This is a genomic window from Hartmannibacter diazotrophicus (genome assembly GCF_900231165.1).
Classification (GTDB): domain Bacteria; phylum Pseudomonadota; class Alphaproteobacteria; order Rhizobiales; family Pleomorphomonadaceae; genus Hartmannibacter; species Hartmannibacter diazotrophicus.
Genome location: NZ_LT960614.1, coordinates 501514 through 528189 on the forward strand (window position 1 = coordinate 501514; position 26676 = coordinate 528189).

Here is a 26676-nt window from a genome sequence, read left to right on the forward strand (position 1 = left end):
GCGGACGGCCTGCCACCCGCCCTTCAAAACAAACCGTGCCTCGCCCAGGTCCTTCGGCCGATCCCGGCAGCCCGCATGAGGAGAGTGAGCACGCTTCAACCGGCTATGATTGCACCGCACGCCTTCATTTTGCATTTTTGACGCGTCACTTCACGTGGCGAATTGGGCAGATTTCATCAAAACACAAAATCCTGCGGTGCGAGAGACGAAAACCGGACGGGGCAATGCTCGGCTAGACTAGTTCCGACGGTGTGCTCCGGGGTTGTCCCGTGTTCTGGCGCGCTCCGCCGCTGCCGAGGCCGGCGGGGAAGGGAGCCGGCGCGGTTGTCATGACCGGACGGCTTCTGTCAAAGCGGCCTGATCCGGGTCACGTAGTCTTCGAAGAAGTCGGAGAATTTCGCGACGCGGATCGGAAGCCGGTCGTAGGGCGGATAGTAGAGCGTCAGCCAAAGCTCCGGCGCCTCCCAGCCCGGCAGCACCTGCGCCAGCGTTCCGGCAGCGAGTGCCTCTTCCACGATGAACAGCGGCAGCAACGCGATGCCCTCGCCCTTTTCGGCCATCCGGGCAATGAGTTCGCCATTGTTGCCGGCAAAATGCCCGGCCGCGCGCACCTTGCGCGTTCGACCCTCGCCCGTGAGATCCCACGTTTCGCTCAGGGCATCCGGGTCATAGGCAAGACAGGCGTGCGGGTCGAGGTCCTCAGGCGATTGCGGTGTGCCGTGGATCGCCAGGTAGGACGGCGAGGCGACCATGACGCGGCGAACCCGGCAGATCTTGCGCCAGATCGTGGACTTGTCCTTCGGCGGCCCTGAAATGCGGATCGCCAGATCATAGGGCTCGGTCAAGATGTCGATGAACCGGTCCGTCAGGGACAGCGACAGCGTGACCTTTGGATGCGCGGCGCGGAAGTCCGTCGCGATGTCCGGCAGAATCTGTTGCCCGAAGGAAAGCGGGGCATTGATCCGGATCGGCCCCGACGCGTCGTCGTGCATCGCACGCACTTCTTCGGCGGCCTCATCGAAGGCGGCGACGAGCGGCCCCAGGCGCGCGGCATAGACCGCTCCCGCCGACGTCAGCGACACCTGCCGCGTGGTGCGCAGGAAAAGCTGCAGGCCCAGTTGCTCCTCCAGCGCGTTGACGGCGCGCGTGACGGAGGGGGCGGTCATCGCCAGCTGGCGGGCCGCGGCAACGAAGCTGCGTTGTTCGGCGACGGCGAGAAAGACGCGGATGTGGGTGAGTTCGCTCATGGTGCAATAATTACACTGAATGCAATAATATGTGCAATATTATGCCTATTAATATTCGTGATCGGTGGAGCCATCTTTGTGTCCGAAGCAACGGCGCCCCGCGGCGCCCAACGAAAGGACACTGAGCCATGCTTACGCAGATCAAGGGCTTGCACCACGTGACCTCGATGGCCGCGAAAGCCCAGCAGAACAGCGACTTTTTCACCAAGGTGCTGGGGCTGCGGCGCGTCAAGAAGACGGTCAACTTCGACGCCCCCGACGTCTATCACCTCTACTATGGCGACGAGATCGGAACCCCCGGCACCGTCATGACCTATTTCCCCTTCCCGCATATCGCGGCGGGGCGTCCGGGCACCGGCGAGGTCGGCGAGACCTATTTCGCAATCCCCAAGGGGTCTCAGGACTTCTGGAAGCAGCGTCTGGAGGCGCAGGGCGTGGCCGGCCTTCGCGAGAGCGAGATCGCCGGCGAAAAGCACCTGCATTTCGACGGTCCCGACCATGACGCCTTCTCCCTCGTCGAGGTGGACGGGGACGCCCGCACCGGCTGGGATCATGCCGGCGTGAGCGAGGCCGAGGCGATCCGCGGCTTCCACGGCGCGAGCCTTCGGGTGAGCGATCCGGGCGCCACGAAGGAGCTTCTTGGCTTCATGGGCTACCAGGAGGCCGACAAGAAGGACAACTGGTCCCGCTTCGTGATCCCCGGCGGCAACGGCGCCGACTTCGTCGACGTCGAGACGGTGAGAGCCAATGTCGCGCGGCTCGGCGCGGGGTCCGTCCATCACATCGCCTTCGCGGTGGAGGACCGGGCGGCCCAGCTCGAAGTCCGCAAGGCGCTGCTCGACACCGGCTACCAGGTCACCCCGGTCATCGACCGCGACTACTTCTGGGCGATCTACTTCCGCACGCCCGGCGGCGTCCTCTTTGAGATCGCCACCAACGAGCCCGGCTTCTCGCGTGACGAGGATACGGCCCATCTCGGCGAGGCGCTGAAGCTGCCGACCCGCTACGAGCCGCACCGCAGCCACATCGAGGGCCTGCTCGAGCCGATCACGGACTGACCGGTGTAGCCACTTCATTTCCTCATGGCGCGGGGCCGGAAGGCCCCGCGAGAAGGAGTTTCACACGATGTCGATCTCAGCCTACAAGACCCTGACCAAGGCCCCGGCGAGCGGCGCGCCGCTTGTCTTCGCCTTCCATGGAACCGGCGGCGACGAGCATCAGTTCGCCCAACTCGTCGGCCAGATTCTCCCCGATGCCGGGCTCGTGTCGCCGCGCGGCGACGTTTCCGAACACGGCGCCCTGCGCTTCTTCCGGCGCACGGGCGAGGGCGTCTATGACATGGCCGACCTTGCCGAGCGGACCGAGAAGATGGCCGGCTTCGTGGCGGCTCACAAGGCAGCCCATCCGGACAGCCCGGTCTACGGTCTCGGCTATTCGAACGGCGCCAACATTCTCGCCGCCGTTATCCTGAAGCATCCGGACCTCTTCGACCGTGCGGCGCTGCTGCATCCGCTGATCCCCTGGCAGCCGGCCGACAATCCCGGGCTGGCGGAGAGCGAGATCCTGATCACGGCGGGTCGCCGCGATCCGATCGCGCCGGTGCCCTATACGGATAGGCTGGCCGATTATCTGAAGAGCCAGAACGGCAAGGTCACTCTTCAGTATCACGACGGCGGGCACGAGATCCGAGCCGACGAACTGGCCGCCCTCAGGACCTTCCTGACCGCGCAGGCGCCGGCCGAGGTCCGCAAACCCACGGCCAATCGCGTCGCCTAGAACGCCCGCTTTGCCGGGATGAAACCGGCCGGTGCATGATCGCATCGGCCGGTTTCATGCGTTTGCCGGGCTGGCCGGGTCATTGCTTCCCGGCATCGGGACCGGCTTCCGCCGATCGCGTCTGCGTGTGGGGCAGGCGAAGTTCGATCACCGCTCCCGGGCCATCGTCCCTGTTGCCGATGGAGATCTTGCCGTTGTGCGCGGTGGCGATCGACCGGCACATGGCAAGGCCGAGCCCCATGCCATTCGGCTTTGTCGTCTGAAAGGCCTTGAAAAGGCCTTCCGCGCTGGTCCCCTCGGAGAGGCCCGGCCCGCTGTCGCTGAATCTCACGCAGAGCGCCGACCCGTCCGCGCTGGCCGAGATCGTCAGCGACCGGCGGTCGGCGGGCGTTGCCTCCATCGCCTGGATGGCATTGACGATGATGTTCATGAAGGCCTGCTGCAGCAGGATGCGGTCGCCGTTGATCTGGATGCCGTCGGTCTTCAGATCGAGTTTCACCGCCACGTCGTTGTCGGATAGCTCGCTCTCCTTCGCGCGAACGGCGTCGTTGATCACGTCATCGAAGGCGACCTCGCTGTCCTGCGATTTCGCCTTGCCAAGCAGCATGCGCACCCGCCTGACGACGGCCGAGGCATGCTCGGTGGCGTTGACTGCTTCATTGAGCGCGAACTTTGCCTCGTCGAGGTCCGGGTCTTCCCGGTTCAGCCACCGCTGCGCCGCCTGCACGAAAGTCATGATGGCCGCGAGGGGCTGGTTCACCTCATGGGCGATCGAGGCCGAGATTTCACCGATCATCGCGGCGCGGGATGCATTCTCCAGTTCACTCCGCGAGGCATCGAGAGCTTCCTGGAACCTCAGACGTTCGGAGATATCGACGATGCTGCCGAGGACGCGATCGAAGCCTTCCTCGCCGCGCGGAAAGGTCAGGAGGACGATGACGGGGACGGTTCCTCCGTCGAGGCTGCGAACGACAGCCTCCGCCTGATAGAACGGCTGCCCTTCATCGAGCGCGATGAGACAGTTGGCGAAAGACCTGTTGTCGTCGGAAAGAAAGTCGTCCAGCCGTTCGAAGAACTCGGACTTGGACGTGGCGCCGACCATTTTCGCAGCTGCGGGATTGACGTCGGTGATGCGCACCTTTTCACGTGCCGCGCGGACAAACTCGGGATGTTCGGCAAGATACCGCCTGAGATTGCCGATACCCTGCTGGCGCAGGGCGGTCAGATCGGCCTTCACCGCCGAGAAGTCGTGCTCGAGGATCGCGACGGCGAGCGTCTCGAAGATGGTCCGGTAGCGGGTCTCGCTGGCCTTGAGCGCCGCCTCCGACGCCTTGCGCGCGGTGATGTCGACGCTGGCCTCCAGCACGACCCTGGAATAGTCGCGCAGGCCCTGCTCGGCGAACCATCGGGTGGAAACGTCCACATGGCGTCCGTCCCGCGCCCTGATCCGGCATTCCCCTTCCCACTGGCCGCGCTCGTCGAGTTCCGCCTCGGCCTTGGACCGCGAGGCCGGGAAGGTCACGTCGAGGATCTCCTCCGCCTTCAGCCCGAGGGCCTCTTCGGCGGGCCAGCCGAACAGCGTCTCCGCACCGGTGTTCCAGAAGATGATCCGTCCTTCCGCGTCGCGCACGAAGATGGCATCGCTCGTCACTTCGAGGAGGCGCGCCTGGGCTTCCACCATCTGCAGGTCGCTGCGCCGGCGAAGCAGCAGGACGGTGATCACCGCATTGGCGGCAAGACTGAAGAGAAACCGGAGAAGCGCCTGATCCTCGCCGTCGAGCCCGTGGACGTAGGCGTAGCTGCCGATCGTCAATGCGGCGCAGCCGGCGGACGCAATGATGATCGAGGAGCGCTTGCCGACATCGGCGGCCAGAACGATGACGACCACGTAGAGGACGGCGACCGCGCTGCGCAGCGATGTGAGGCTGTCGATGGCGAAGATCACGCCGGACAAGGTGACGGCGGCAAGAATCCGGTAGGCATCGCGGGGGCGGCCCGCGCCCTTGTTCCCCTGCGTTCCGCGCCAGTGACTGGCAGGCCGCTTGTCCACCTCTTGCTCCCGCCTTCGCGTCTCTGGACCGCTCATGGAACGATCAAAGATCGATTCTTTGTCGACCGGCGTTCGCTGATATTGAACGATAGTCTCCTGCTTTGCACGCTCAAGAGAACGCCTCGCCCGACAGATTGACCGATCCGCGCGACTGGCGCTTTTCAGCCCGACTGGTCGAAAAGGTGACGGTATTGCCTCGGCTGGCAGCGCAGATACTGGTTCGCCGCTGCCACATGGTCGCCGAAATGGGCCGCCGCGTGCCATGGCCAGCGCGGATCGTAGAGGATCGCCCGCGCAAGTGCGATGAGGTCGGCATCGCCCATGGTGAGGATCGCCTCGGCCTGTTCGAACTCCGTGATGAGGCCGACCGCGATGACGGGGATGCTCACCGCCGCCTTGACGGCGCGAGCAAACGGCACCTGGTAGTTGGGACCGATGACGATCTGCTGGTGGCTGGCAAGGCCGCCGCTCGACACGTGGATCGCGTCGCAGCCCATCCGTTCCAGCGCCTTGGCGAAGGCGATGGTCTGTTCGACGTCCCAGCCGCCGTCAGCCCAGTCCGAGGCCGAGACCCGCATGGTGACCGGCTTGCCGGCGGGAAAGGCCTCCCGGACCACCTCGAAGATCTCCAGCGGGAAGCGCATCCGGTTTTCCAGCGGGCCGCCGTAGGCGTCGGTCCGGGTGTTCGAAAGCGGCGAGAGGAACTGGTGCAGCAGATAGCCGTGCGCGCCATGGATCTGGATGGCGTCGAGCCCAAGCGCGGCGGCACGCCTGGTGGCATCGGCAAAAGCCTTGCGGAGGCGATCGAGGCCGTCGGCGTCGAGCGCTTCGGGCGGATCATACGTCTCCTGGAAACCGATGGCGCTCGGGGCCACCGTCTTCCAGCCGAGGTCATGGTCCGGCGGCAGCTGGCCGCCGCCGAGCCAGGGACGCTGGCTCGATGCCTTGCGTCCGGCATGGCCGAGCTGGACGGCGATCGGCATGTCGGACCAGCGCCGGACCGAATCGAGGACACGGCCCATGGCGCGCTCGCAGCCGTCCGAATAAAGGCCGACGTCCGCGTGGGAGATACGGCCTTCCGGACTGACGGCCGTCGCTTCGATCGTCAGGATCGCCGCGCCGGACTGGGCAAGATTGCCGAGATGCATCTGGTGCCAGTCGGTCATCTCGCCGTCTTCGGCGGAATACTGGCACATCGGGGCAATCACGATGCGGTTTCGAAGGTCAAGTCCGCCGACCTTGAAGGGCGAGAACAGTCGCGTGGCACTCATCCGTGATCTCCCTTGCCGAACCGAACAGTCTGGAGCCTGCCGCCTCGGCGTTGCAGGCCGGTTCGGTATCGACCTTGTGTACGAGGGGCGGGCCAGGCCGACAAGGGCATGACGAACGCCCGCCCGACGTCCGGAAAGGAAATCAGACGGTCCTCAAGGCCGTTTCGGCCGTTTCGCTCGCTTGCGCCGGCTTGGCGAGAAGGCGATGGCGACGCCAGGCGCTCGGCGTCGCGCCGGTCATGCGGCGGAAGACGCGCGAAAGGTGAGCCTGGTCCGCCATGCCGCAGTCGAGCGCGATCTCGCACAGGGGAGCGTTCGTCTCCAGCATACGGGCCTTCGCATGCTCGACGCGCCGCCGCACGACATAGGTGTGGGGCGAAACGCCGAAACTGACCTTGAAGGCTGTCGAGAAATAGCTCGTACTGAGGTTGGCAAGGCGCGCGAGTTCGTCGACGGAGATCGAATGCGAGATTCGGTCTTCGATATGAGCCTCGACGCGTTTGATCTGCCAGCGGGCAAGACCGCCGGAGGCGACGCGTGCGCCGGTGCCATTGCCGTTCCCCTGGGCGCCGAGCAGCGAGGAGGCCTTTCTGACGAGATCGATGGCCGATGCCTCGTCGCGCTCGATGCAGGTCATGGCCCCGAGAAGAAGCCGCGAGACTTCCGACGACGTGGCTCCGTCGATGTCGGTGAGTTGAAAGCGCGAAGTCCGGGGGTCGACAGTCAGAGCGTTGGTGGGCATCCTTGATCTCCTGAAACCTGCCAGAATGGCTTGAACAGGCTCCATTGTGCTGGGCTCCACCCACCGCCGAAATCCTACTGTCATTGTGTTTCGGCAGACATCGGTCTTATGGAGGCATACCTCGGTATACTTGCCGGAAAGCCTCGCTCTTCCTACGGTCGCGCCATGTATGATGCCTCAGGTCCGACAATGAAACCGACGCGGCCCTCCCGGAATGCCGGGACATGCTAGACAGTCCGCTCGTCCTCGTCGTCGATGACGAAGCCCTCGTCCGCCAATCGCTGGACAGCCTGCTTCGTTCGGTGGGCTATTCCGTCCAGATCTTCGGCTCGACGCAGGAATTGAGCGATTTTGGCGGCCTTGCCGACGCCAATTGCCTCATCCTCGACGTGCGCCTTCCCTTCAGCAGCGGCCTCGATTTCCAGCAGTGGCTTGCGGAGCGGAACGTCAGCGTGCCCATCGTCTTCATCACCGGCCACGGCGATATTCCGATGTCGGTCCGGGCCATGAAGGCGGGCGCTGCCGACTTCATCTCCAAGCCCTTCCGCGATCAGGATATTCTCGATGCGGTGAGGGAGGCGGTGGCCAAGGATGTCGCCGCCCGCAACGCCGACAAGGCCGTCGTCGAGATCAGGGACCGCTACGCCCATCTGTCGGCGCGCGAGAAGCAGATCATGGCCATGGCGACGGCCGGCCTGATGAACAAGCAGATTGCCGGAGAACTGGGCCTCAGCGAGATCACGGTCAAGATTCATCGCGGCAAGATCAGCCGCAAGATGATGGCCAAGACCTTTGCCGATCTGGTCCGGATGGCGGAAGCGCTGGGGCTCTCCAGGCAGGACAATTCGGTCCGATAAACTCCTGTATGATTTTGAAGTTCGCCCGGAAGGCGTAGGTTGGGACAAGTTCTCAAGGCACCGGCTTGTCCGGAGATTGGTATGTCTGCGTTGGAAACGCATTCGATCATTGCGATCATTGACGACGAGGAATCCGTTCGTCGCGGCACGAGCAGCCTCTTGCGGTCGTTCGGCTTCAAGGTGCGGACCTTCGTCTCCGCGGAAGAGTTCCTCGCCTGCGATTGCGCCCGCGCGTTCGCGTGCATCGTCTCCGACGTCCACATGGAGGGCATGAGCGGCCTCGACCTCCACGCGCTGCTGCGCTCGCGCAACATCGACACGCCGCTCATCTTCATCACGGCCTTCGCCGACGAAGTGATCGGCCGGCGCCTCGGCGGCGATGTCGAGGTGCTGCAAAAGCCCTTCCAGGCCGAGGCGCTGCTGTCCTGGATCAGGCAGACGCTCTCCTGATCCTTGCCGCTCTCTCTTGCCGGCATGGTTTCATGGCGGCCCGCGGTCGTCGCCATCGACGAACTGCGCAGGCATGCCGTAGTTCGTGTCAGGCGTCGGTTGAGCGTGCTGCTGCTGAGCTAGACGGCAGTTGAGAACAACGCCCGTCTCCCCGCACTTGAATGTCGCGATACGGTTGCCGCCGACCAGACGTCGATTCAATCTCCCTCATTGCTCTGAAACGTCTCTGGCAATCTCGCCGATCAGCGCTCTCAGCCAGCGATGCGCTGGGTCCTGGCGATAGCGTACGTGCCACGCGGCTTCGACGGGGAAGGTGCCCAGGTCAACCGGCGTGGGCAGGATCTTCAATCGCGGGTCTTTCGTGAGAGCCTTGCAAACGAGGCGGGGTAACGTGGCGCAATAGTCGGTGACAGCGATCACTTCGGGCACCGACAGAAAGTGGGTGACGGAAACGGCGACCTCCCGCTTCAGTCCCTGCTTTTCCAGAGCCTGAAAAAGCCCCGCTCGCAACCGACCGGGCGGCAAGACGTTGACATGCAGCATCGCTGCGTATTGCTCGCGCGAGATGCTATCGCCGATCAGCGGATGTCCTGCCCGGACGACGCAGGCAAGGCCGTCGTCCATCAGATGTTGCACGACCATGTTGTCCGGCGGATCGACGATCCGGCCAAGCACCATCTCGGTGGTGCCCGACATCGCGCCGGTCTCCGTCAGATCGCTGCCGTAAGGCAGGAGACGAAGTCTGATGCCTTTGGCGCGCTCCCGCAGCCGCGCGATGATCGAGGGCAGGAGGATGAACTCCACGTAGCTGTTCGACGCAAACGTGAAGAGACGTGTCGCCCCGGCCGGGTCAAAAGATTGCTGACCGAGAATCAGATCGTCGAACTGGGCGAGAGCGGCCTCGATCATCGGCGCCATCTCTTCCGCAAGCTGCGTCGGCCGCATCCCGTAACGCTCGCGAATGAAGAGCGGGTCACGCAGCGTCTCGCGCAGACGGCCCAACGCATTCGACAGCGCCGGCTGCGTGATCCCGAGCCGTTCGGCAGCCCGGGTGACGTTGCGCTCCTCCATGAGCGCCACGAAAACGGGGAGGAGATTCAGGTCATACCGCATCCAGTTATAATGTCATGTGAATAACTGAAATAGAACAAATAAATTTCCAAAATAAATGGCTCGGCGGCAGGATGGAGTCATCCCAAACGGATGCCAACCAACATGCAGACGAACTTGATGGAGATTGAAATGAGCAAGGGGAAAGTCCTCTTAATTGGATCGAACGCCACCCGCATTGAGATCAAGGGCGGGCGCACCGGCGCCACGGGCCAGTATCTCAACGAAACGGTCATTCCCGCGATGGCGGTCGCCGCCGCCGGCTACGAGATCGTTCTCGCCACACCGAACGGCACCAAGCCGCAGATCGATGAGGTTTCCGACAGTGCCGACCATTTCGGCGGTGATCAGGCAGCCTACGCACGGGCCAGAGCCTATTATGCCGAAGACCCGGCGATGAACGCCGTAAGCACACTGCGTTCGGTCGTCGAGGAAGGCCTCGACACCTATGTCGGCGTCTTCGTGCCCGGCGGGCATGCTCCCGTCGTCGACCTGATGCAGGACCCGGATGTCGGTGAAATCCTTCGCCATTTCCATGAAAGGGCGAAGCCCACCGCGCTTCTCTGTCATGGCCCGGTGGCGGTCGCCGCCGCCATGCCGAATGCCCGCGAGTTCCGCGCGGCACTGATCGCCGGTGCGACCGACAAGGCCAGGGAATGGGCCAGCGGCTGGCAGTATGCCGGCTACCGGATGACCGTCTTCTCCAACAGCGAGGAAGCGATTGTCGAGGACAATATCCTCAACGCCAAACTCCACTTCTACATGGTTGACGCCCTGCAGACGGCTGGCGGCGAAGTGATCACGACAACGGTCAATTTCGAGCCGAACGTCATCGAGGATCGCGAATTGATCACTGGCCAGAATCCTCGTTCCGACGTTCCTCTGGCCGCAAGGTTCGTGGCGGCACTCGACCGCTCCCTGGCTTCAAGGGCCGCTTAGGTTCGAAGAGACCTGACGGGGTTCGGACCTGGCCGAACCCCACCTCCCAAGACGAGTAAAAGGAACAAGCTCATGTCAACTCCCGTGAAAGTCATGGCCGTTCTCCTGGCCCGACCGGGCAGGACCGATGACTTGCAGGCGCTTCTCTTCGGCATGGTTGAGGCTTGCCGGTCGGAGCCCGGCAATCTGCGCTGGGATGTCTGGCGCGATCAGTCCGACCCCACGCGCTTCGTGCTGGACGAACTTTATGCCGACGACAGCGCGGTCGCGGCCCATCGCCAGACCCCGCATTTCAAGCACTATTTCTCCAAGATCAATGATCTCGCCGAACGCACGGCACTCGTGCTCGACGCGGCGCGGGTCGCGTGATCCGACGATCCAGACAAGGGACAGGACAATGGCTATCAAGGACATTCTGCCGGGCAGGCTCGGCTTTGGCGCGGCTCCGCTCGGCAACATGTTTCGCGACATTCCGGAACACGAGGCGCTGGCGACCGTGGATGCCGCCTGGAATGACGGCATTCGCTATTTCGACAACGCGCCGTTCTATGGCGCCGGTCTTGCGGAAATCCGGATGGGCGAAGCCCTCGCTGGCAAGCCGCGCGATCAGTATGTGATCAGCACCAAGGTGGGCCGGGTCATCCTTGACGAAATCGAGGATGTCAGCGCCCGCGATCTTGGCGAGAAAGGCGACGTGTTCAAGCACGGCCGTCCCAACAAGATCGTCAACGACTACTCCGCCGACGCAACCCTGCGCTCGATTGAAGACAGCCTGAAGCGCCTGAAGACAGACCACATCGAAATCGCCTTCGTCCACGACATTGCCCAGGATTTCTGGGGCGATCGCTGGCTCGAAAAATTCGAGGAGGCGCGCAACGGCGCCTTCAAGGCGCTCGACCGGTTGCGCGACGAAGGTGTGATCAAGGCCTGGGGTCTGGGCGTCAACCGTGTCGAGCCGATCGAACTGCTATTGGGTCTCGATGAACCGAGGCCCGACGCCTTCCTTCTGGCCGGTCGCTATACGTTGCTCGATCATGACAAGGCACTGCAGCGGGTGATGCCGATGGTCACCGAGCGCGGTCTCGGTATCGTGGTCGGCGGGCCGTACAGCTCCGGCGCCCTGGTCGGCGGTCCAAACTTCGAATATGCCCCTGCGACACCTGCCATCCTGAAGAAGGTGGCCGACATAAAGGCCATAGCCGACCGCCACGGTGTCAGCATGAAGGCTGCCGGCCTGCAGTTTTCTCTCGCCAATCCGGCGGTGGCTGCGGTGATTCCCGGCGCGAGCCGACCCGGCCGCATCGCGGAAGACAGCGCCGCGTTGAGGGAGACTATCCCTGCAGACTTCTGGCGCGAGATACGGACGGCTGGTCTCGTCAATCCGGATGCGCCTCTGCCTGTGTGAGCCGCCGCCAGCCGAGTGGACTGCGGTCCCAATAAGCAGGGCACCGCAGTCGGTCTATGGATGGCTCGGGCTTGAAGCCATGGCCATATTGGTCGCTGAAATGCAGCGGCTGAATGATTGCTCCACCCAGACGTTGGACCGCAACCTTCGACCTGGGCATGATCCGCAGGCCGAAGGCAGGCTTCGTTACGCGGACAGGGGATTGTTGCTGTTCCAGATGTCCCGGGCGATCCTCCAGCCATTTCTGTCGCCATAGTGATAGATCGTGATGTACTTGCCGCGTTCGCCCATCGACGGCCCGCCCGCAACAGGATTCAGGCCGATCACGTAGTCGCCCCGCTCGAATGCCCAATCCCCGATGACCCGCACCTCGTCGACATCAAGTTCGAACTGCACCTTGAAGGTGCTCAGGAAGCCGGCGGACCATTGACCGATTTGCGTCTTGCCGACGTTCTCCGGGGCATTGGGCGGCATCTGCACGCCATCGTCGGCGAACTGCGCCACCCAAGCGTCGGCATCGCCCGAGTTCAGCGCCATCACGTGATCGTCGCGGATCTTGTCGATCGAACGCAGTTGGTCCGCATTTCCGTATCGTTCAGTCATCACGGTCTCCGCTCGAACAATCTGTGTGAGTGATTATTTCGCGAAATATATATTTCGTGAAATAATCAATCTGTCAATATGGAGACTGGCCGACGCGTTGTCGAATGGACCGGTACGGATAGGAGAGGCCAAGGCACATGCGGATGTCCGACATACGCGGTGCTCTGGCGGCATGCGCTGTTGTCAGACAAACCCTGCATCGATCAGAGCGTCAACCGCCCGACGCAGGATGGCAGTATGGAATTGAGCCGCCACGTCAGGTGCAAACCTGCTGTCGCGAAGCGACTTCCAGACGCAGATGCTGCTCAGTGCCATAAGCGCTTCAATCAACGCGTCATCCGGATCGTCAGGCGCCATAGCGGCGCGCAGGAGCGCTCTGCGGCCATCGTCGAGCATCGTGAGAAACCGATCCAGCGCCTCAACCCTTGAACGGTCCTGCTCGGCGATTTCGATCCGCACGTGCCCGCGTTCGTAGAAGGCATGCAGTTCACGCACGAGTTTGCCGAGCCGTTCATCCGCCGTCGAAAGCCCAGCAAAGAGTTCGGGCGCATCCTCAGGGTCTGGCGGCGCCATTTCGGCGGCCACGTGTTGCCCGCAAGCTGTCACCAGCGCGTTGGTGTCCGGGAAATGTCGCAGCACCGTAGCAGCACCAAGGCCTGCGCGTGCGGCGATGTCGTTGATTGAGGTGTGGGTAATGCCCTTTTCGTCGTGCAGCGCCATGGTTGCTTGGACAATTCGCTCGCGCGTCTCCACCTGCGACGCCGCCCGCTTCCCCATAGTGTATTGTCTCGACATGATTTTACCAAATTGACAGAACGCTAAATTCGCGAAATAATCACTTCGCGAAATAATTGTTCCATTAATATAGTCGGCTGCAAACCGACCGTCCACATGGAGATGAGGAATGAACGGCGCAACACTGACCAATGCAGCCACTCGCGCACCGATCGCCGATCCGATCTGGTTCCTCGGCCTGACCACCTGGGTCCGCGCTGCGAAGGAGAACAGCGACAGCAACGCCAGCGTCATCGAGCAAAAGATCCCGATCGGGTTCGCATCGCCTTGGCATGTCCACAACGATGAGCACGAGATGTTTTTCGTTCTCGATGGCGAGATCGAAGTCATTGTGGGCGAAGAGAAGGTAATTCTTGGCAAAGGCGCCTTCGGCTTCGGCCCCTGTGGCGTGCCGCATGGATTCCGCGTCATCGGCGACAAGACGGCGCATATCTTGCTGATGACCTCCGGTCCGCACTTCGCCGACTTCGTGCGCGAATTGAGTCAGCCCTACAGCGATGTTCCGCCGCCGCCGCCGGGCCCAGAGGCGATGCCGATGCTGCTGAAGGTGGCCGAGAAGTACAACCTGACCATCTTGGGCCCCATGCCCGAGTGACGGTGAGGAACTGGCCACAGGGGCAATGAAGATTCCCGGGCAAAAACTCCGGGGAGTTGCGACCTCAATGTTCGGTCAAGCGAGCACCTGATCAAGCTGGACGGTCTGCTGTCGGCCCCACGTTGGTCACTCAAGCATAAGGGGCTGAGTGATCGACGTCGGCTCGCTTGAGCGAATTGAATTTCGTGGTTTGTGCCCTGCCACTCGCCGAAACGGGACAAGATCCTCCCGGAAGCTAAGTGCAGCACTCAGCCATAAAATCGAAAGGGGATTTTTCCCCTTTCGATTGTCAGGTCACGAACGCACCTGCCGGATACGTCTGGATTTGCGTCGAGGCTGCGTCGCCGGAGTGTCTCTCACTCGATCCGGCGACGCACCCCGGTCAGGCAACGCCTTCTTGTCCGATCGGCGCATGGCCCTCCGATCCTGGCGCGACGACGGTCGTCTCGCCGGAATGGCGAAGGGGCCGATTGCCGGTCAGGCGGCGCATCACGACGTAGAAGACCGGCGTCAGGAAGATGCCGAAGGCCGTCACGCCGATCATGCCGGCGAAGACCGCGACGCCCATGGCGGAGCGCATTTCCGCGCCCGCGCCGGTCGAGAGCGCCAGCGGCACCACACCCATGATGAAGGCCATCGAGGTCATCAGGATCGGGCGCAGGCGCAGACGGCTTGCCTCGATCGCGGCCTCCTTCGGCGACATGCCCGTGAATTCCAGCTCGCGGGCGAATTCCACGATCAGGATCGCGTTCTTCGCCGACAGGCCGACCAGCACCATGAAGCCGATCTGGGTGAAGATGTTGTTGTCGCCGTGGGTCAGCCAGACGCCGATAAGGGCGGCCAGCAGGCCGGTCGGGACGATCATGATGATCGCGAGCGGAAGGGCGAGGCTTTCATACTGGGCGGCCAGCACCAGGAAGACCAGCAGCACGGCGAGCGGGAAGATGATGTAGCCCGAACTGCCGGCGATGATCTGCTGGTAGGTAAGGTCCGTCCATTCAAAGCCGATGCCCTTCGGCAGCGTCTCCGCGGCGATCTGCTCTATGGCCGCCTGGGCCTGGCCCGAAGAGTATCCGGGAGCCGGGCCGCCGTTGATATCGGCCGCGAGGAAGCCGTTGTAGCGCGTCACGCGTTCCGGGCCGGCCGTCGGGACGACCTTCATGAGCGCCGAGAGCGGGATCATTTCACCGCTCTGCGAGCGCACCTCCAGCCGGCCGATGTCGTCGGGATGCGAGCGATAGGGCGCGTCGGCCTGAACGCGGACCGAATAGGTCCGGCCGAAGCGGTTGAAGTCGTTCACATAGAGCGAGCCGAGATAAATCTGCAGCGTGTCGAAGACGTCCGTCACCGAGACGCCAAGCTGATGCGCCTTGGTGCGGTCGAGATCGGCATAGAGCTGCGGCACGTTGATCTGGTAGCTGGAGAAGAGGCCGGCAAGCGAGGGCGTCTGATATGCCTTGGCGAGGAACGCCTTCGTCGCCGAGTCGAGCGCCGCGTAGCCAAGGCCGTTCCGGTCCTCGAGCTGCAGCTTGAAACCGCCGATCGTGCCGAGACCCTGGACGGGCGGCGGCGGGAACATGGCGATATAGGCCTCCTGGATGGCGGCATACTTGCGGTTCAGCGACTGGGCAATCGCACCGCCGGAAAGATCCGGCGTCTTGCGCTGATCGAAGGGCTTCAGCGTCACGAAGACGATGCCGGCGTTCGAGCTGTTGGTGAACCCGTTGATCGAGAGACCGGGGAAGGCCACGGCGTGCTCGACGCCGGGTTCCTCCATGGCGATCTCGCTCATCTTGCGGATGACCTTGTCCGTGCGGTCCAGCGTGGCGCCGTCCGGAAGCTGGGCGAAACCGACGAGATACTGCTTGTCCTGGCTCGGCACGAAGCCACCCGGAACAGTCTGGAACATGAAGAACGTTGCCCCTGCGAGCAGCAGGTAGACGCCCATCACAACCGTCTTGAAGGAAAGGAGACCGCCGATGCCCCGGCCATAGGCGTTCGATCCGTGACCGAAGACCTTGTTGAAGCCTCGGAAGAACCAGCCGAGCGGCCAGTCGATCGCCCGTGTCAGCCAGTCTTTCGGCGCGTCGTGGCCACGCAGCAGCAAGGCTGCGAGCGCCGGCGAGAGGGTCAGCGAGTTGAAGGCCGAGATCACGGTCGAGATTGCGATCGTCAGGGCGAACTGGCGATAGAACTGGCCGCTGAGCCCGCTGATGAAGGCGAGCGGCACGAAGACCGCCACCAGGACGAGGGCGATGGCGACAATTGGCCCCGACACCTCCCGCATGGCCTGATGGGCCGCGGCGCGGGGCGAAAGGCCCGCTTCGATGTTGCGCTCGACATTCTCGACGACGACGATGGCGTCGTCGACAACGATGCCGATCGCCAGCACCAGGCCGAAGAGCGACAGCGCGTTGATGGAAAAGCCCAGCGCATACATGACCGCGAAGGTGCCGATGACGGAGACCGGCACGGCGATGAGCGGGATGACGGAGGCGCGCCATGTCTGCAGGAACAGGATGACGACGATCACGACAAGCACGATGGCTTCGAGCAGCGTGTGGACCACGGCCTCGATCGAGGCGCGCACGAACTGGGTCGTGTCGTAGACAATGCTGTATTGCACACCCTGAGGCATGGTCTGCTGCAACTCGTTCATGACCTGCCGGACATTGTCGGAAATCTGGATCGCGTTGGAGCCGGGGGACTGGAAGACGGGAAGCGCGACCGCATCCTTGTTGTCGAGCAGCGAGCGCAGCGAATAGCCGGACGCACCGAGCTCGACCCGGGCGACGTCGCGCAGGCGCGTGACCTGTCCGTCCGCCCCGGTCTTGACGATGATGGCGCCGAATTCATCTGCGGTCTCAAGGCGTCCCTGGGCATTGACGGACAGCTGGAGGTCGAGATTATGCGCGCCGGGCGAAGCGCCGATGATGCCTGCGGCCGCCTGGACATTCTGCTCGCGGATGGCGTTGACCACATCGCTGGCGGCAAGATTGCGCTGCGCGAGCTTTTCCGGATCGAGCCAGATGCGCATCGAATAGTCGCCCGAGCCGAAGACCTGCACCTGGCCGACGCCCTCGATCCGCGCAAGGCGGTCCTTGACGTTGAGGACGGCGTAGTTGCGCAGGTAGGTCGGGCTGTAGCGTCCGTCCGGCGAGAGCAGATGCACGACCATCATCAGGTCGGGCGAGCTCTTGACGGTCGTCACGCCGAGCTGGCGCACCTCCTCCGGCAGACGCGGCTCGGCCTGGGAGACGCGGTTCTGGACGAGTTGCTGGTCCTTGTCGGGATCGGTGCCGAGCTTGAAGGTGACCGTTAGCGTCATCTGGCCATCGGTCGTCGCCTGGCTCGACATGTAGAGCATGTCCTCGACGCCGTTGATGGCTTCCTCGATGGGGGTCGCCACCGTCTCCGCGATCACCTTGGGATTGGCGCCGGGATACTGCGCGGTCACGACCACCGAGGGCGGCACGACTTCCGGATATTCGGAGATCGGCAGCGCGCGAAGGCCAAGCAGACCCGCAACGAGGATGAGGATCGAAAGCACGCCGGCAAAGACCGGCCGATCGACGAAAAATCGTGAAATGTTCATGGAGATGCCCCTGTTCCGGGCCGGCCCGCCGTCCATCCGGACGAGATCGTCCAAAGTTCAGGCGTTCCAGTTCAAGTATCGAGAGCGGCGAGGGCAAATGCGGTCTCACGCCCGCAGCGGGTGCCCGCGCCAACGTCTGATGGAGAATGGGAAAATGCCGGCGCCGGGGCGCCGGCCGGTTACTGCTCGGCGACGTCCGTTGGCGTCGCGGCTTCGCTGAGCGAGGCCATGGCGACCGTCTGCGGACTGACGACCGCACCCGGACGCACGCGCTGCAGTCCGTCGACCACGATCCGGTCGCCCGCCTTCAGCCCACTCGTCACGATACGAAGGCCGTCGACCCAGTCGCCGAGTTCGACCTGACGATAGGCAAGCGTGTCGTTGGCGCCGACAACCAGGACAAACTTGCGATCCTGATCGGTGCCGACGGCGCGTTCGCTGATCAGCACCTGCGGCGTCGGCTTCGGCTGGCCGACGCGAACGCGAACGAACTGGCCCGGAAAGAGGAGGCCTTCGTGATTGTCGAAGACGGCGCGGACATGCACGGTGCCGCTGGCTGTATCGACCTCGTTGTCGATGAACTGCAGCCGTCCGCGTATCGGCGGCGTCGAGGCGTCGGTCTGGATCTCCACCGGGATGTCCTCGACCGGACGGTTGGCGGCATCGCTGGCGCCGAGTTCGGCGAGAGCCCGGCTGACGACCTTCTCGTCGACGTCGAAGCTGGCATAGATCGGATCGACGGACACCAGCGTCGTCATGACGGGGGAAGCGGCACCCGCGGCGACGAGGTTGCCGACGGTGATCTGCAGCTTGCCGACCCGGCCGGAAATCGGAGCGGTGATGCGGGTATAGCCGAGCTGAAGCTGCGACGATTGCAGGGCGGCCTGGGCCGCCTGCAGGTTCGCGGTCGCCTCGTTATAGGCGCTCGCCCGCTGGTCGACGTCGCTCTGGGAAACGGTCCGGTTCTCGATCAGCTTGCGGCCACGGTCGAGTTCCAGCTTGGCCAGTTCGACGCGGGCCTCCGCGGCTGAGACCTCGGCCTTCGCCGCGGCGACGGCCGCCTGGAAAGGTGCCGGATCGATCTGCAGCAGGAGGTCGCCCTTCTTGACGAGCGCTCCTTCGCGAAAATTCGCCGACTGGATCGCCCCGGCCACCCTGGAGCGGACATCGACCCGGTCGATCGCCTCGAGGCGGCCGGAGAACTCTTGCCAGGTGGTTACGTCCTGCGTTTCCACCGTCGCGACGGAAACGGGAACGGCCGCCGGCGCGACGGCGGCGTTGGCGGCTTCCGCCTTGGCGCCTTCGATCCCGTCGATGATCGCGGTGGCGGAGCCAGCGGCAATGATCACGGCGAGACCGGTGCCGGCGGCGAGCCGGCGAAGATTGAAGACTGTCATTTCCTGATCTCCTCGACGGCCGCAAGGGGCCGGGAAGGGAGTGGTCCCCTCAATAGGACAGCGCTCCGGTTTCGTGGAAGAACGCGGCAAAATCGCCGCGGATTTTCTCCTCCCAATCACGCTTCTTGTTGGTGCTGTCCGAATAGTCTTTGGGCCAGCCCGTCGGGCCGGCGAGAATGCTTTCGCGGACGAGCACACCTGCCTCCCGCAGGCGGCGTGCGTAGTTCAGGCTTTCATCTCGTGTTGGGTCATCCTCGGCGGTGATGACCAGGGCGGGCGCAACGCCGGCAAGCCGCATGCAATGGGCAGGCGTCGCATAGGGGTGGCAACCCTTGGCCGCGAAACCGAGGTAGTGGTTCCAGCCGGCGGTCCAGGGGCATTGGCTTTCGGTTGCTTCCGAATTGCGAAACGACCGCGTGGCAAGGCAGGGATCGAGCATCGGCGACAGGAGAATCTGGCCGCCGAGTGCCGTCATGCCCTGGTCCCGGGCCATGAGGGCAACGCCAGCCGCAAGGTTGCCTCCGGCCTCTTCGCCGGCGACGAACAGGAAGGATTTTCGAGCTGCGAGCTTCGCGCAACGTCCCTTCAGAGCGTCAAGCACCTTGAAGACGAATTCGAGCGAAGCAGGAAAGGGGGCGACGCCGACGTTGGCGTATTCGATGGATACGACCACTGCACCGGCGTTGGCTAATTGTGTTGCAACGCGGGAGCCCTCGTCAAGAGACCCGCCTAGAAAAAATCCGCCATGCAGATGCATCACGAGCGGCGGGTTGTCGAAATCGGCATCGCCCTTGTAGACGCGCACGCGCACAGGACCGGCGTCGCCGCAGTCGAGAACGTCCTCCTTGTAGCTCATGCCGAATTGCTCCTGTGACCGACGTCGCCCCGGAAGCCTCCCTTGCCATCGCGGCCATCGGCAGCGTTGGAGGATTCGCGAGCGAGTCGTCGCGCCCGGATCGGGCTCGAATTTCAAGTCTGAAGTAAGATTGTTCGCTTTCAGAAAAAGATGCATAAATACGCCAACACTGTTTCTGTCTGTGAATAATCGCCTATGAGACCTGTCGCGCAGAAGCGGGAGCCGCCTTCGCGGTCACGAGTGCGCGGGACCAAAACGCGACAGAGGTTGCGCGATCAGATGCGCCGCAACAGGCCGGGCGCGCCGAAAGCGAGAGAGGGTCGATGGATCAGTTGGCGGCCATGCGGGCCTTCGTCAGGGTGGTCGAAGTCGGCACCTTCACGCGCGCGTCCGAAACGCTCGCGATGCCGAAGGCGACGGTTACCAAGCTCATTCAGGGCCTTGAGGCCCATCTGCGGACGCAACTTCTCAATCGCACGACACGCCGCGTCCACGTGACCCCGGACGGTGCGCTCTACTATGAGCGGGCGGTGCGTCTCCTCGCCGATATCGATGAACTCGATGGCAGCATGACATCCTCGCAGGCGCTGCCGCGGGGACGGCTGCGGGTCGAGATTTCCGGCGCAATGGCGGCCGACGTCCTGGTGCCCGCCCTGCACGACTTCCACGGCGCCTATCCCGACATCCATATCGACCTCGGCGTCTCGGACCGGCAGGTCGACATCCTCGCCGAGAACGTCGATTGCGCCATTCGCGTCGGCCAGTTGCGGGACCAGTCCCTGATTGCCCGGCGCATAGCATCCATGGCCTTCGTGGCCTGTGCCGCTCCTGCCTATCTGGACAAGTTCGGTGTGCCGGGACATCCGATCGATCTTGAAGCCGGCCATCTCGTGATCGGCTACACGCGTCCGCCGGGCGGTGGCCAGATGCCGCTTGCCTTCCTTCGCGACGGGACGGCCATCAGCGTCACGGCGAACAGCATCCTCTCGGTCGACGAGGGCCGGACTTATGTCGCCGCCGCGATTGCAGGGCACGGGATCGTTCAGGCGCCGGTGTTCATGGTCCGGGACGCGATGGCCGCCGGGGCCCTGCGACCGATCCTCACCGACTGGACCTTCGATGCCCTGCCGATCTATGTCGTCTATCCACCGAACCGTCATCTTGGCAACAAACTGCGCGTCTTCGTCGACTGGGCGGCCAATCTCTTCGCGAACGCCGGGTTGTCCTAGCGGGCGCGCTCCAAGGCTGACGTCGTCACCGGATCCTGGCACCGTCACGATGACTTAGCCCTGTTCTCTCAGCGTTTCTAGGCTCGCTCCGTTCACGTTGTGATGAACTGCTCCCCACGTTTGGAGCGCCCCATGCGGGCGCTTCCAGGGGCGCGAACCTGCAAACGCATCGAGGCAAACTCAGTGCGTTTCATGGCTTACGTGCCGCCGATTTGCACCCCAACCGCCAAGACGATGATGCCGCCGACAACAACCTGAATAAGCGCGCGCGGGATCGGCGTGCCCATGTAGCGATTCTGGACAAGAGTGATGAGCATCAACTCGAGAGCAATGAAGGCTGAGGCCAAGATCAGAGCGGACTGAAACTTGGAAATCAGAAAGGGCAGTGAATGCGCCAGCCCTCCTGCCGCAGTCATGAGTCCGACCGTCAGGCCGCGCTTGACCGGCGAGCCCCGCCCGGAAATCCCGCCATCGTCGGACGCTATTTCCGTGATGCCCATGGAGATGCCCGCACCCAGAGCAGTTGCAAGACCGACTTTGAATGTCGTCGCCGTGTCGTGGGTTGAAAAGGCTGTCGCAAACACGGGTGCAAGTGTTGAGATCGATCCATCGATCAAGCCTGCCAACCCGGGCTGGATATATGTCAAAACGGTTTGCCGATCTGCCTTCGTGCCAATCTCGCTCATGGTCGGTTATCCTTGGGGACACTCTGTCGTATGTCGCCAGGATAAGCCCGTGTCACAGGTGGTTCTTGTAAAAAGGAGCTTTCTTCAAATAATTACAAATAATACTCGGTCGCTACGCTTGCATACGGACGTATTATGGGCTGGGCGACTTTCGTTTTCTGGCTTTCCGTGCAGATCCATTGATCTGCGCTAGAGGTTGCGGGCGATTTCATCGCAAAAATCAATAAACGCGCGCACCTTCGCCGGCTGATGCTGACGCGAGGGATGGTAGGCATAGAGCGGAAAGCGCTCCCCGTGCCAGTCGGGGAAGAGGTCGATCAAGTCGCCGCACGCCAGTCTCGCGCCGACGCCCCAACCGATCACTTGGGCGATGCCGGTCCCGGCGAGGCATTCCTCCAGCATGGATTTCGGATCGGTGAATGTCAGAGGGCCAGTTGTCTGCACCTCGATTGTCTCATTGGCGCTGATGAACTCCCAGCCGAAGGGCTGCCCCGATGACGGATCGAAAAATTGCAGGCAGCGATGTTGGGCAAGATCCGTGGGATGCGCGGGCCGCCCGTGGCGGGCGAGATAGGCGGGCGAGGCAAGCGTGAGGATCGGCGCTTCGATCAGCTTGCGCGAGACGAGCGTCGCACCGCGCGGCTGACCGAACCGGACTGCCAGGTCGATGCCATCGGCGACGAGATCGCCGATGTGCTCGCGGGTCACGAATTCCACCCTCAGATCGGGATAGCGCTCGCAAAACACTCCGAGCTGCCCGGCGAGCACCAGCGGCAGGAAGAAGGGATCGATGTCGACCCGCAGCCGCCCGCGCACGGCCGAGGCCGCTCCGGACGCTGCCACCGCTGCATCCTCGATGGCGTCGAGATGGGGTTTGGCCTCGTCATAGAAGCGGCGGCCTTCATCGGTCAGCGTGACCGAGCGTGTCGTGCGATCGAGCAGGCGGACGCCGAGACGCGCCTCAAGCCTGCTGATCGATCGGCTGACGCCGGAGTCGGTGATGCCGATCAGTTCGGCCGCTTTCACGAAGCTGCCGCCTTCGACCACGGCCGCCAGCACGCTCACCCCGGACAGAATTCTCCCGTCAAACGCCATACGAAGGCCTGCTCATATCCAGCTCTGATTTTCAGTCAGGAATGATCTGACACAATCGCACTTAATTCAAGAACGGTATTGCGCGATACCGACTGCGAGGCGTCAGAGCCCACCTGAACGAAAGGACTGGATCATGAGCACGCAAGGCAATTCCCGCACGCTCTTCAAGGGCGGCACTCTCCTCACGATGGAGCACGCCGCGCCGAAGCCCACCGTTGGCGACCTTCTCGTCGAGGGCGGCCGGATCGTCGCCATCGGATCAAATCTGGCGGCGATCGATGCCGTGGTGATCGACGCGGCCGGCAGCATCGTCATGCCGGGCCTCGTGGATGCCCACCATCACATGTGGCTCGGGGTGATGCGGCGCATGATGCCGAACGTCGACGATCTCTTCGCCTATATCGACGTCGTCGCCGAGAAGCTGGGCGCTCACTATCGTCCGCTCGACATGTATCTGAGCACAAAGCTGACGGCGCTTGCCTGCCTCGACGCCGGCATCACCACGGTCGTCGACGCCTGCCATTCGTCGCGCAGCCCCGAGCATACCGACGCGGCGCTCGATGCTCTTGATGATAGCGGCATCCGGGCTCTGCACATGGTGGGCGCCGCTATGGACAAGCAGGCCTCGTCCGCCCACATTCCGGGCGATCTCAAGCGCCTCGCCGACAACTGGAACCAGAGCGACGGGCTGGTCCGGGTTGGCCTCTTCGGACAGCTCAACATCGACTGGTGGCGGACCGCCCGCGCGCTCGACATGCGCATCCTCACCGAGTTCATCGGCGATCTGGCGAAACTCGGACCGGAGTTCGACGAACAAGGTCTGCTCGGGCCCCACAACATCTTCAACCATTGCACGCGCATGCCGCAGGAAACCTGGCAGCGGCTCGCTGCCGCCGGCGTCAATGTAACGGTCAACCCGCGCTCCGATGCGCTGTTCGGTTTCGACGACGAGAGCTTCGCGTATCAGCAGGCGGTCGACCGTGGCCTGACGCCCGCGCTCGGTATCGATCTCGATACCGCCTTCGGCAGCGATCTCTTCGGCGAGATGCATGCGCTGTTCGGCCAGCAGCGTTCGGCCATGCGCTATCGCCGCTTCCGGGGCGAGGAGAATGTGCCCGCGCCGATCTCGGTCCAGGCGGTTCTGGAGGCCGCAACCGTCAACGGCGCCCGCGCCGCCGGCCTTCAGGACCAGATTGGCGCGCTGTCCGTCGGCCGTCAGGCTGACATCATCATGGTGCGCACCGACGATGTCGCCGTCTTCCCGGTGACCGACCCTGTCGGGACGATCGTCCAGGCAGTGGAACGCGCGAATGTCGACACGGTCATGGTCGCAGGCAAGGTCCGCAAGCGCGGCGGCAAGCTGGTCGGCGTCGATCTGGCGAAGCTCCAGGCCGAGGTAACCCGCTCACGCGATTACCTGCTTCAAGCCGGCGGCTATCGGCCGGAAGGCGTCGGCACGCGCGTGACTGCAGCCGCCTGACCCATCAGGGCGCTGCCTCCTTGGCGAGGCGCGCCCCCATACCCAAGCTCATCACAAGGAGGCTGTCATGTCAGCATTGACGGTCAACCGTGCGGATCAGGTCGACATTGCTCGGCAATTCCTGTCCCGCCCCGCGCCGGGCATCATAGCGGCCCTGTTCTGTGGCTATCTCGCCGTCGGCCTGCCGCTGCCGGTGATCCCGCTCTTCGTCCACGACAAACTCGGCTTCTCCACCTTCGTCGTCGGTCTGGTGATCGGCATCCAGTTCCTGGCGACCGTGCTGACGCGCGGCTATGCCGGTCGTCTCACCGACCAGCACGGCGGCAAGCGCTCCGCGCTGCAGGGAGCGGCGGTCAGCGCACTCGCGGGCCTGCTCTATCTCGTCGCCGCGATCCCGGGCCTTTCGCCCACCGTCAGCCTGGCGATCATCGTAGTGGGCCGAGTTGCGGCCGGTCTGGGCGAGAGCCAGTTCGTCACCGGCTGCGTGTCATGGTCCATCGCTTCGGTCGGACCCGGGCGCGCCGGCATGTCCATGTCCTGGACCGGCATAGCCATGTTTGCCGCGCTCGCCGTCGGCGCGCCGATCGGCATGCTGCTGTTCCAACTCTATGGCCTCGAAACGGCGATGATTGCCTGTGTCGTCGCTCCGCTCACCGCCGCCGCCATCGCTTTTCGCACGCGATCCTATGCGACGCCGGCCGGCCCGCGGCTGCCCTTCACCAGGGTGATCGGCCAGATCTGGCGCGAAGGCCTCGGCCTGATGCTGCAGGGCGTCGGCCTGTCGGGTCTGACGGCCTTCGCCTCGCTCTATTTCGCGGCGCGTCACTGGGACAATTCAGGGCTCGTGATGACGGCCTTCGGCGTCGGCTTCATCGTCGTGCGCGTCGTGCTCGGACACGTGCCCGACCGGACGAGCGGCTATCGGGTCGCCCTCTGGTCGCTGGTCATCGAAGCCATCGGCCAGGCGATGATCTGGCTGGCGCCGACCGAGGCCGTGGCCCTCTCCGGAGCGCTCGTCACGGGCCTCGGTTGTGCCTTGATCTTCCCGGGACTTGGCGTGGAAGCCCTGAAAAGGGTGCCGCCGGCCAATCGCGGCAGCGCCATGGGCGCCTTCGTCGCCTTCCTCGACGTCGCCTATGGAATTTCCGGGCCCATCGCCGGCGTGATCGCGGGAGAATTCGGCTACGCCGCCGTCTACCTCTTCGGCGCGGGCTGCGCCCTGGCCGGGGCGGCACTGGTTCTCTCCGTCCGCAGCCCCAAATCCTGACAATTGATCCCGAAAGGAGTTAGCCGCATGTCCCGTATCTTTATTTCCGGCTCGTCGACCGGCCTCGGTCTGATGGCGGGCGAGTTGCTCGCAGGCCAGGGCCACAAGGTCGTCCTGCACGCCCGCAACCCCGATCGAGCGGAAGATGCCAGAAAGGCGCAGCCCCGGGCCGAAGCCGTGGTGACAGGGGATGTTGCGACTATCGCAGGTGCGAGGGATGTCGCCGCCCAGGTCAACGCCCTCGGCCGGTTCGATGCCGTCATTCACAACGCCGGCGTTGGCTATCGCGAGGCCTACCGGCCGACGGCCGACGGACTGCCGCATGTTTTCGCGATCAACACGCTGTCGACCTACATCCTGACCGCGCTGATCGAGCGGCCAGGCCGGCTCGTCTATCTGTCCTCCGGCATGCACCATCAGACAGACGCCAATCTTGACGATATTCTCTGGAAGGAACGGCGCTGGTACGGGGCGCAGGCCTACTCCGAAACCAAGCTGCATGACGTCATGCTGGCCTTTGCCGTGGCACGGCTTTGGCCGGGTGTCTTCTCCAATGCGCTGGAGCCCGGTTGGGTGCCGACGAAGATGGGCGGGCCGGGCGCACCCGACGACATGAGGCAGGCGCATCTGACTCAAGCCTGGCTTGCCGCCGGCGACGATCCAAAGGCGGACGTGACGGGGAAGTATTTCTATCACCTGAAGCGCATGGACCCCAATCCGCAGGCGCGCGATCCGAAGCTGCAGGATCGGCTGATCGCCATCTGCGCCGAGATCTCGGGCGTTGCATTTCCCAATGAATGATGGGCGACACAGGGCGCGAGCTTCGCCTGGTGGGGGGTGCCGCGCTCAGGCCGGCGAGGATGCCAATCCGGCCCGGCGCGTCGTTATCCCGCCACTGCGCCTGGTGCTCGGCAGAGACACCTATGGCGCCATGCATAGGGCGCTGTCCAAAAGACTGGCTGAGATGGAAGCGCAAAAACATCTAGAACCATCCGCGGATGGTAGGTAATTTAAGAAATTACAATAGTATTTATTGTATTTATCTATTAATTTTCAATATTTCGTATCCAATAATCGCGCAATTCGTCAAATATATTATTTCAATTATTACAAAGGAAACAACAATAAATCTTATCATGGCTCGTGTTTCCCGTCTGTATATGGAAGAAAAACGAAGAGTGTGAGCAAAGATGCCGAGCTGCGTCGTTGACCAGGCATTCAATCTGAATCG

General features: G+C 63.4%; 23 protein-coding genes and 1 pseudogene. 12 read left to right on the top strand and 12 right to left on the bottom strand.

The window, feature by feature from the left end:
* Positions 1 to 347: 347 nt before the first annotated feature.
* Positions 348 to 1247, bottom strand: coding sequence for a LysR family transcriptional regulator (locus tag HDIA_RS02300; RefSeq protein ID WP_099553987.1), 900 nt, complete (start codon positions 1245 to 1247; stop codon positions 348 to 350).
* Between the two features lie 128 nt (positions 1248 to 1375).
* On the opposite strand from HDIA_RS02300, the gene HDIA_RS02305 reads away from it, so the two are divergent.
* Both HDIA_RS02305 and HDIA_RS02310 read left to right on the top strand, forming a co-directional pair.
* On the top strand, positions 1376 to 2305 hold the full coding sequence (locus HDIA_RS02305) for a VOC family protein (protein WP_099553988.1): 930 nt from the start codon (positions 1376 to 1378) through the stop codon (positions 2303 to 2305).
* A 67-nt stretch (positions 2306 to 2372) separates the two neighbouring features.
* Positions 2373 to 3023: an alpha/beta hydrolase gene (locus HDIA_RS02310; protein WP_099553990.1), complete on the top strand. Its 651-nt coding sequence runs from the start codon at positions 2373 to 2375 to the stop codon at positions 3021 to 3023.
* A gap of 79 nt (positions 3024 to 3102) precedes the next feature.
* On the opposite strand, the gene HDIA_RS02315 is transcribed toward HDIA_RS02310, so the two are convergent.
* From HDIA_RS02315 to HDIA_RS02325, 3 genes are all read right to left on the bottom strand, one after another.
* The gene (locus HDIA_RS02315; protein ID WP_162292599.1) at positions 3103 to 5073 is read right to left on the bottom strand and encodes a PAS domain S-box protein; all 1971 of its coding nucleotides are present in this window, start codon (positions 5071 to 5073) and stop codon (positions 3103 to 3105) included.
* Between the two features lie 161 nt (positions 5074 to 5234).
* The gene (locus HDIA_RS02320; RefSeq protein WP_099553993.1) at positions 5235 to 6344 is read right to left on the bottom strand and encodes an NADH:flavin oxidoreductase/NADH oxidase; all 1110 of its coding nucleotides are present in this window, start codon (positions 6342 to 6344) and stop codon (positions 5235 to 5237) included.
* 142 nt (positions 6345 to 6486) lie between these two features.
* Positions 6487 to 7086 carry a helix-turn-helix domain-containing protein gene (locus tag HDIA_RS02325; protein WP_099553995.1) on the bottom strand — a complete coding sequence of 200 codons (600 nt, stop codon included), beginning with the start codon at positions 7084 to 7086 and terminating at the stop codon, positions 6487 to 6489.
* A gap of 224 nt (positions 7087 to 7310) precedes the next feature.
* Between HDIA_RS02325 and HDIA_RS02330 the strand changes: the two genes are divergently transcribed.
* On the top strand, positions 7311 to 7943 hold the full coding sequence (locus tag HDIA_RS02330) for a response regulator transcription factor (RefSeq protein ID WP_099553997.1): 633 nt from the start codon (positions 7311 to 7313) through the stop codon (positions 7941 to 7943).
* Positions 7944 to 8024: 81 nt separating this feature from the next.
* A complete protein-coding gene (locus HDIA_RS02335) occupies positions 8025 to 8393 on the top strand; it encodes a response regulator transcription factor (protein WP_099553998.1) in 369 nt (122 codons plus the stop codon).
* Positions 8394 to 8600: 207 nt separating this feature from the next.
* On the opposite strand, the gene HDIA_RS02340 is transcribed toward HDIA_RS02335, so the two are convergent.
* Entirely contained in the window at positions 8601 to 9506 is a 906-nt protein-coding gene (locus HDIA_RS02340) for a LysR family transcriptional regulator (protein ID WP_099554000.1), read from the bottom strand.
* A gap of 129 nt (positions 9507 to 9635) precedes the next feature.
* Here HDIA_RS02340 and HDIA_RS02345 point away from each other — a divergent pair, with 129 nt between their 5' ends.
* The 3 genes from HDIA_RS02345 to HDIA_RS02355 all read left to right on the top strand — a co-directional run bounded on the left by HDIA_RS02345 (position 9636) and on the right by HDIA_RS02355 (position 11847).
* Positions 9636 to 10442, top strand: a complete 807-nt coding sequence (locus tag HDIA_RS02345; protein WP_099558666.1) for a type 1 glutamine amidotransferase domain-containing protein — start codon at positions 9636 to 9638, stop codon at positions 10440 to 10442.
* Positions 10443 to 10514: 72 nt separating this feature from the next.
* Entirely contained in the window at positions 10515 to 10811 is a 297-nt protein-coding gene (locus tag HDIA_RS02350) for a putative quinol monooxygenase (RefSeq protein WP_099554002.1), read from the top strand.
* Positions 10812 to 10839: 28 nt separating this feature from the next.
* On the top strand, positions 10840 to 11847 hold the full coding sequence (locus HDIA_RS02355) for an aldo/keto reductase (RefSeq protein WP_099554004.1): 1008 nt from the start codon (positions 10840 to 10842) through the stop codon (positions 11845 to 11847).
* Between the two features lie 186 nt (positions 11848 to 12033).
* Here the strand turns inward: HDIA_RS02355 and HDIA_RS02360 are convergent, their stop codons facing one another.
* Positions 12034 to 12450 carry a YybH family protein gene (locus tag HDIA_RS02360; protein ID WP_099554006.1) on the bottom strand — a complete coding sequence of 139 codons (417 nt, stop codon included), beginning with the start codon at positions 12448 to 12450 and terminating at the stop codon, positions 12034 to 12036.
* Positions 12451 to 12633: 183 nt separating this feature from the next.
* Positions 12634 to 13377, bottom strand: coding sequence for a TetR/AcrR family transcriptional regulator (locus tag HDIA_RS02365; protein WP_157775160.1), 744 nt, complete (start codon positions 13375 to 13377; stop codon positions 12634 to 12636).
* On the opposite strand from HDIA_RS02365, the gene HDIA_RS02370 reads away from it, so the two are divergent.
* On the top strand, positions 13355 to 13840 hold the full coding sequence (locus tag HDIA_RS02370) for a cupin domain-containing protein (protein ID WP_099554008.1): 486 nt from the start codon (positions 13355 to 13357) through the stop codon (positions 13838 to 13840). The two genes, HDIA_RS02365 and HDIA_RS02370, sit on opposite strands and share 23 nt — an antisense overlap.
* Positions 13841 to 14222: 382 nt before the next feature.
* Here HDIA_RS02370 and HDIA_RS02375 read toward each other — a convergent pair whose 3' ends face one another.
* From HDIA_RS02375 to HDIA_RS02385, 3 genes are all read right to left on the bottom strand, one after another.
* Complete coding sequence (locus tag HDIA_RS02375) at positions 14223 to 17435, bottom strand: efflux RND transporter permease subunit (protein WP_099558668.1); 3213 nt, start codon at positions 17433 to 17435, stop codon at positions 14223 to 14225.
* A 179-nt stretch (positions 17436 to 17614) separates the two neighbouring features.
* Positions 17615 to 18832 carry an efflux RND transporter periplasmic adaptor subunit gene (locus HDIA_RS02380; protein ID WP_099554010.1) on the bottom strand — a complete coding sequence of 406 codons (1218 nt, stop codon included), beginning with the start codon at positions 18830 to 18832 and terminating at the stop codon, positions 17615 to 17617.
* A gap of 49 nt (positions 18833 to 18881) precedes the next feature.
* Positions 18882 to 19844, bottom strand: a complete 963-nt coding sequence (locus tag HDIA_RS02385; protein WP_245884129.1) for an alpha/beta hydrolase — start codon at positions 19842 to 19844, stop codon at positions 18882 to 18884.
* A 167-nt stretch (positions 19845 to 20011) separates the two neighbouring features.
* Between HDIA_RS02385 and HDIA_RS02390 the strand changes: the two genes are divergently transcribed.
* Entirely contained in the window at positions 20012 to 20917 is a 906-nt protein-coding gene (locus HDIA_RS02390; protein ID WP_099554014.1) for a LysR family transcriptional regulator, read from the top strand.
* A gap of 197 nt (positions 20918 to 21114) precedes the next feature.
* Here HDIA_RS02390 and HDIA_RS02395 read toward each other — a convergent pair.
* Together HDIA_RS02395 and HDIA_RS02400 are read right to left on the bottom strand one after the other, a co-directional pair.
* Positions 21115 to 21597 (bottom strand): annotated as a pseudogene (locus HDIA_RS02395) (VIT1/CCC1 transporter family protein); the annotation flags it as partial.
* A 195-nt stretch (positions 21598 to 21792) separates the two neighbouring features.
* Entirely contained in the window at positions 21793 to 22698 is a 906-nt protein-coding gene (locus tag HDIA_RS02400) for a LysR family transcriptional regulator (RefSeq protein WP_099554017.1), read from the bottom strand.
* A gap of 133 nt (positions 22699 to 22831) precedes the next feature.
* On the opposite strand from HDIA_RS02400, the gene HDIA_RS02405 reads away from it, so the two are divergent.
* From HDIA_RS02405 to HDIA_RS02415, 3 genes are all read left to right on the top strand, one after another.
* Complete coding sequence (locus tag HDIA_RS02405) at positions 22832 to 24178, top strand: amidohydrolase family protein (RefSeq protein ID WP_099554019.1); 1347 nt, start codon at positions 22832 to 22834, stop codon at positions 24176 to 24178.
* A gap of 67 nt (positions 24179 to 24245) precedes the next feature.
* Positions 24246 to 25445, top strand: coding sequence for an arabinose transporter (locus HDIA_RS02410; protein WP_099554022.1), 1200 nt, complete (start codon positions 24246 to 24248; stop codon positions 25443 to 25445).
* Between the two features lie 27 nt (positions 25446 to 25472).
* Positions 25473 to 26246: an SDR family NAD(P)-dependent oxidoreductase gene (locus tag HDIA_RS02415; RefSeq protein ID WP_099554023.1), complete on the top strand. Its 774-nt coding sequence runs from the start codon at positions 25473 to 25475 to the stop codon at positions 26244 to 26246.
* Positions 26247 to 26676 lie beyond the last annotated feature (430 nt).